This is a genomic window from Kitasatospora sp. NPDC057015 (assembly GCF_042673745.1).
Lineage (GTDB): Bacteria > Actinomycetota > Actinomycetes > Streptomycetales > Streptomycetaceae > Kitasatospora.
Genome location: NZ_JBHUSG010000141.1, coordinates 1,232 through 1,599 on the forward strand (window position 1 = coordinate 1,232; position 368 = coordinate 1,599).

Below are 368 nucleotides of genomic sequence, written 5' to 3' on the forward strand. Positions count from 1 at the left end.
CTCTCGATCCAGGAAGAATCCGGTTTGCGGCACGACGAAATCGAATTCAGGATTGCGTTGCAATGCGTCGACCGCCAGTTCGATGAACTGGGGACCAATGAGATCGTCCGCATCGAGCGTGAGTATGAACTCTCCGCACACGTGCTGAAGCGCGACATTCCTGGTTGCCGCCAGCCCAAGATTCATGGGATTCCGAACGATGCGTATGCGCCCGCCCAACGTCTGAATGCGTTCGATCGCGAGGCAACTCAACGCGTCAGTCGAACAGTCGTCAACGACGACGATTTCAACGTTCTCGTAAGTCGACGCCAGGATCGAATCGAGTGTGCGCGGAAGATACTCGCCCAGATTGAAATGCGGTACGACTA

The 368-nt window shown here is 55.4% G+C and carries 1 protein-coding gene; it reads right to left on the reverse strand.

Translation table 11 applies throughout. The features are described from left to right. Positions 1-368, reverse strand: a 368-nt coding sequence (locus ACFTWP_RS41680) for a glycosyltransferase family A protein (protein WP_380270390.1), incomplete at both ends; no start/stop codon positions are given.